The organism is Neisseria sp. P0001.S005, from assembly GCF_051963715.1.
In genome coordinates this window covers 1-5705 of record NZ_JBQCTZ010000209.1, presented here as the reverse complement: position 1 = coordinate 5705, position 5705 = coordinate 1, and the positions used below count along the sequence as shown (strand labels likewise).

The 5705-nt window shown below is 44.9% G+C and carries 5 protein-coding genes; 1 reads left to right on the top strand and 4 read right to left on the bottom strand.

Going from position 1 to position 5705, the window contains the following annotated elements; genetic code table 11:
* Positions 1-214: 214 nt before the first annotated feature.
* From ACTHSP_RS17055 to ACTHSP_RS17045, 3 genes are all read right to left on the bottom strand, one after another.
* Complete coding sequence (locus ACTHSP_RS17055) at positions 215-1000, bottom strand: 1-acylglycerol-3-phosphate O-acyltransferase (protein WP_440346518.1); 786 nt, start codon at positions 998-1000, stop codon at positions 215-217.
* Positions 1001-1064: 64 nt separating this feature from the next.
* On the bottom strand, positions 1065-1892 hold the full coding sequence (mutM, locus tag ACTHSP_RS17050; RefSeq protein ID WP_440346519.1) for a DNA-formamidopyrimidine glycosylase: 828 nt from the start codon (positions 1890-1892) through the stop codon (positions 1065-1067).
* A gap of 43 nt (positions 1893-1935) precedes the next feature.
* Positions 1936-2595 carry a class I SAM-dependent methyltransferase gene (locus ACTHSP_RS17045; RefSeq protein WP_440346517.1) on the bottom strand — a complete coding sequence of 220 codons (660 nt, stop codon included), beginning with the start codon at positions 2593-2595 and terminating at the stop codon, positions 1936-1938.
* A 156-nt stretch (positions 2596-2751) separates the two neighbouring features.
* On the opposite strand from ACTHSP_RS17045, the gene ACTHSP_RS17040 reads away from it, so the two are divergent.
* A complete protein-coding gene (locus ACTHSP_RS17040; protein ID WP_440346516.1) occupies positions 2752-4860 on the top strand; it encodes a LysM peptidoglycan-binding domain-containing protein in 2109 nt (702 codons plus the stop codon).
* Positions 4861-5043: 183 nt separating this feature from the next.
* Here ACTHSP_RS17040 and ACTHSP_RS17035 read toward each other — a convergent pair.
* The coding region (locus tag ACTHSP_RS17035; protein WP_440346515.1) for an IS110 family transposase at positions 5044-5705 on the bottom strand (662 nt) is incomplete at its 5' end.

Below are 5705 nucleotides of genomic sequence, written 5' to 3'. Positions count from 1 at the left end.
TGACCGGTACGATCTTGCAAAGCCATTTTTAAGCTCCTTAAAAATTCGGGTTTGAGAAATGAATCAATGCTTGCATTCTAATGCAGGCCTATCGATTTGTATAATTTATAGTTCAAATAATATTAATTACATTAAACTATCAATTCAATTAAACCGAAAACAGCTGTTTCTTTAAATGGAGGCCGTCTGAAATAAAACAAGTACCTGACTGAAATTATTTTTTAGGTAAGGGCTGAACGGGAGAATCCGAAGCCACAATTTCACCGATGGCTGTTTCCGCAATATCCTTCAAAACATAGCGGTCTTTATCCGGCATGTCTGTCGGTTTGTATTGAGGCGAGAAATCCAAACGGATACGGATTTTCTTCATAGAAACAATACGCCATAAAGACTGAAACAGGTTTACCTCCGCATAGGATGGCAGATCCGTCCGTTGTCCTTCGCCATCATAATATCGCAAAGTTACTGCCTGAATCGGCGCTTTCGCATCAATAGCCGATTGAAACAGGGCTGCTTTAAACGGCAAAATACCCAAGCCAGAAGAAGTGCGTGCCTCGGGAAAGAAACTGACATTTTGCCCTGCTTTCAATGCCGCACAAATCGCCTGATTAATCGGCTCGATATCACGGCGGGAATTGCGCTTAATAAACACCGTGCCGGCATTTTTACCCATTTTCCCCAAAACCGGCCAGCCGCTAATTTCCTGTTTCGCAATAAAACTGCTCGGATAAACGGCACTCATGGCAAAAATATCCAACCAAGACACATGATTGGCCACCACCAAAGTACCGCTCACATTTCCTTGAGGCGGTACGCCGATTTCCAATTCGATATCCAAAGCACCCAACGCACCTTTTCCCAAAACAACCACAGCGTGATTACGTTCCTCTGCATTGTTGCCATCGATGGCACGCAAATCCCGAGCGGTTCTGAATAACCAAGCTGCCAACCGGCAAAGTCTGCCCAGTCGTTTAAAAAAAGGAGCTTTTTGTTTAGACATAAAATTTCTTCTATATTGTGTTCACTATTTTCAGACGGCCTCTGACGTTTAAGGCCGTCTGAAACTATTTCTGGCAATTTGGACAATAAAATGTTCCACGCTGCCCCAAAGTTTCTTTAAAAATCAGTCCGCCACATTGGACACAAGGCTCATTGTGGCGGCCATAGACCGTATATTCCTGCTGAAAGTAGCCGCTTTTCCCATCGCTATTAACGAAGTCTCGCAGCGTACTGCCGCCCGTTTCAATCGCCCTTTGCAGAACCGCTTTAACGGTCTCCACCAATAATGCGCATTCTTTCTTAGTCAGCTTATTCGCCGGGCGCAATGGCGAAATACCTGCCTTAAACAGACTTTCATTCGCATAAATATTGCCGACGCCAACCACCACCGCATTATCCATCAGCGCTAATTTGACTGCACGCTTTTGGGTTTTCAATTTCTGATACAAATAATTTGCATCAAAATCATCCGAGAGTGGCTCAGGTCCCAGTTTTTCCAACAGCGGATGATGCTCGGCAATACCCTCATACCACAATACCGCACCAAATTTACGCGGATCGTGATAACGCAATACGGTACCGTCATCAAATACAAAATCCAAATGATCGTGTTTATCCGGTGTGGCGATACGCTCATCATCGGCGGTAAAAATCCGCAAACTGCCGGACATACCTAAATGAATAAGTAAAATACCTGTTTCAAAAGTAATAATCAAATACTTCGCACGACGGTTGCATGCCAAAATTTTGCGCACGGCCAAAATTTGCGCCAAGTTTGGATGGATAGGCCATCTCAATTTAAACTGGCGAATAATGACTTTTTCTATCTTTTTACCATCAATATGCGGCGCGATTCCGCGTAAAGTCGTCTCCACTTCAGGTAATTCAGGCATCATTATTCTCCAAATTCGTCATTATATATAGGCCGTCTGAAAACTATTCGGCCAAACGTGCCGTACTTAAAGCAACCGTATTGCCATCGAATGCAGATTCCAATTCAGGCAAAGGACGGACACCAATCAAATGTTTCGTTAAAACCACACCATACACCGCCGCACACTGTGGCCACCACCTGTCCCCCGCCTTTTCCATAAACTGCCAAAACTTCAAAGCAGATGGCGAATTCACCGCAGGCAGATAATCCATAAACTGCCCATATTCCATTTCAAAACCAATAGCGGCAATTTTTCGTTTCAACTCAGCCAGCGCCAAGCATTGAGATTTCATAGGCAGTCTTTTGCCATCAAACCACGAGCTCAATCCCCACAAAGATTTAGGGTTAAATCCCGTCAAAATCAACCTGCCCTCGGGTTTTAATATCCTAAATGCCTCTTGCAACACCAAATCGGCAGATGAAATTTCCAAAAGATGGGGCATCAATAATACATCCACAGAATGCGTTTCAAACGCCAACATTTCAGCATCCATCCGCACATCGCGCGGCACCACAATCATATTTTCAGACGGCCTCTGCCATATACCGACTAATTGAACTGCCACTTGGCCATTCAAATATTGCAAATGCCGTCTGAAAAAATCCGCCTCTTTTTGAGCAAGATATTGTCCCATTGGCGTTTGCATAAAAAAAACTTCCATTAAAGACTCCCCTATGCATTCTGGCTTGTGTGACAGAATTTTAACACCACGGCCACATCATACAAGCAAATTCCCTGCTCGACTTGACGTTTGAATGCTGAAACGATACCATCGAAAAGACGAAATTTTATTATATATTTGATAACTCTATTTACTATGGCAAAACTAAAAACCATCGCTCTGACCGTTTCAAGCCTGTCGGCAGTTTCCGCCACAGCCTACGCGCAAAACGCCACGCCCAACCAAGTCGGCATGGCCATGATGCGCCTCAACTCCTCCCTGCTCGACCAAGCCAAAGCACAAACCTTCGGCTCTGGTAGCTTGTGGGCATCGTTGCGTAAAGACTTCCGCATCAACGAAGTCAATACAGAACTGGTTCGCCGCCATGAAAACAAATTTGCTGCAAACAGTGCATATTTCGACCGCACCATCTCCCGCAGCAAACCTTATATGTACCATATTGCCAATGAAGTTAAAAAACGCAATATGCCTGCTGAAATCGCTTTGCTGCCTTTCATTGAAAGCGCATTCGTAACCAAAGCCAAATCACACGTTGGCGCATCCGGCCTGTGGCAATTTATGCCGGCTACTGGCCGCCACTTCGGCTTGGAAAAAACGCCTTTATATGACGGCCGCCACGACGTTTACGCCGCTACCGATGCCGCACTGAACTACCTGCAATACTTGCACGGTATGTTCGGCGACTGGTCTTTGGCCCTTGCCGCTTACAACTGGGGCGAAGGTAACGTCGGCCGCGCCGTAAACCGTGCCCGCGCGCAAGGTTTGGAGCCGACATACGAAAACCTGCGTATGCCGAATGAAACACGCAACTACGTTCCAAAACTTTTGGCCGTCCGCAACATCGTTGCCAACCCGCAAACTTTCGGCATGAATATCAGCGAAATCAGCAATCAACCGTATTTCAAATCTGTCAGCATCGACAAACCTATTGATAACAGCACAATCGCTCGCTTTGCAAACATCAGCGAAAGCGAACTGTTGGCACTCAACCCAGGTTTCAATGCCCCAGTATTTATCCCTAAAAACAACCGTCGCCTGTTGTTACCGGTTTCTGCGGTTTCTGCATTTGAAAAGAACTACCGCAATGCTAATCCAGATACCCTGATGTCTTGGGATATTTATACTTCTTTGGGCAACAAGAAGCTTAATGCCATTGCTAACGATACCGGCATGAGCGTAGCCGAACTTAAACGCCTCAATGGCCTGAGCGGCAGTGCCATTTCTGAAGGCCGCAGCATTTTGGTGGCTAAAAACTCAGCTACACAAAGTCAAGATATCATTAACTTTATCGACAAAGACAATACGCCGGATACTTACCAATCCAATATGCCGGCCATGTCTCCGATTATTGCTTCCAACGTAGCAGAACCGGTTAAAGTCGCTCAAAATACCGTGACCAACATTGTTGCACCTGTTGTTCCACAGTCCAGCAAACCGGTTGACTTTATTGCACGCAGCAAAGCTGAAAACATTACTTCCGTAGCGGTAACAGAAACCAAGACGCAGCCTCAAGTTGCAAATGCGGATGTAGCCGCCCCTGTTGTAGCCATGACCCATACTACTTCTGAGCCTGCTGCTACAAATGTTGCAGAAGCACCCAAAGCAGCCATCCCTGCCGACTTGACTGCACCGATTGTTGCCGCAAACGATGTAGCCCCTGCTCTAGCAGTTGAATCTGTTGCTGCCGCGCCGGTTCAAGAAGAGCATGATGACCTGATGGCCTTAGTACAAAGCCGACCTGCGGAGAAACCTGCAGCGACTGTCGCTGAAGCAACTCCTGAAGCCAAACAAGTTCAAACTGTTGTCACTGCCGAAAGTGCTCGTGCCGCACGTATCGCAGCCAATACCGCTAAACAACAACGCCGCATCAATGCGCGTCTTGCCCGTGTAAACGGTCAACAAAACACGCAAACTGCAGCACTTGCAGCAGGCACACACCGTGTGGCAGATGGCGATACGCTGTTTAACATCTCCAAACGTTATAACCTGAGCGTAGCTGATTTGATTATTGCCAACAACATCAAAGGCAACAATATCAAAAAAGGCCAAATCCTCCGTGTCACAGCTGCTCCGGCAAAAGTCCGCAGCAACCCGATTCAAAACGTTTCCTACACTGTACGCAAAGGCGATACTTTGAACACCATTGCCAGCCGTTTCAATGTTGATGTTAATGATATCCGCCGTTGGAACCGCAATACCCGTACTGTGACCCCTGGTCAACGTTTGAAACTGATCGGTAGCTAATACTTGCTTTAAAACAAAGATAGTGTATTGCATAGTCAAATATCTTTACATTTCTTGACGTTGAAAGAATACGCACCCCGACCTATTCGGGGTGTTTGTTTTATTTTGAACAGATTTAATGTTTTTATTTATTCTTTATTTTCAATAAATTGAAAATCGCCGGGGAAAGCCCGGTTTAATTTTTTATTTATATCTTTCAACTTGGAAATCTTGGCCAATCTTCAAAAGAGTAAACGCTATTACCGCTAGTTTACGCATTAGTGCTACCAGTATCACTTTTATAGGTTTGTTTTTTGACTTCAGACGGTTGATAAGGTTGGGGAATGCGTTGATTCTATAGGCTACCAATGCCGGCATAAAAAGTGCTTTTCTTGTATCGGCCTTGCCTATTTTGGATATACGGCTTTTGCCTTTTATGCTTGTCCCTGATTCATGTTGTTTGGGATCTAAACCGATAAAGGCTACAAATTGCTTTGATGTTTTAAATTCGTGTTTTTTATAGTTGGAGAGCAAAACAGAAGCGGCGGTTTCTCCTATGCCTGTTATTGTCATCAGGCGTTTTCGGTTTTGGTCGTATTCGGGGTGTTGTTTGTAGAATTGTTTAATCTGTTGCTTTACGGCTTTAATTTGGTCTGTCAGGTTGTCTATGGTTGTCTTAATATGTGCTGTTATGTAGTCGGGTGATTCGTGGAGTTTGTTTTTTTCGGTTGCTCTTTGTCTTGTGAGATAGTCTAAATATTTTGTGAGTTCTTCAAGTTCCTGCTGATTTTTTTCCGGCGGTTGCCATTCTCTCAATCTGTGGCTTTTTTCTTGGCAATACATGGCTATCAGTTTTGCATCTTGTT

Bases quoted from the DNA above. Each gene is read 5' to 3' on its own strand.
- ACTHSP_RS17055 (WP_440346518.1), bottom strand. From the start codon at position 1,000: ATGTCTAAACAAAAAGCTCCTTTTTTTAAACGACTGGGCAGACTTTGC.
- mutM (WP_440346519.1), bottom strand. From the start codon at position 1,892: ATGCCTGAATTACCTGAAGTGGAGACGACTTTACGCGGAATCGCGCCG.
- ACTHSP_RS17045 (WP_440346517.1), bottom strand. From the start codon at position 2,595: ATGGAAGTTTTTTTTATGCAAACGCCAATGGGACAATATCTTGCTCAA.
- ACTHSP_RS17040 (WP_440346516.1), top strand. From the start codon at position 2,752: ATGGCAAAACTAAAAACCATCGCTCTGACCGTTTCAAGCCTGTCGGCA.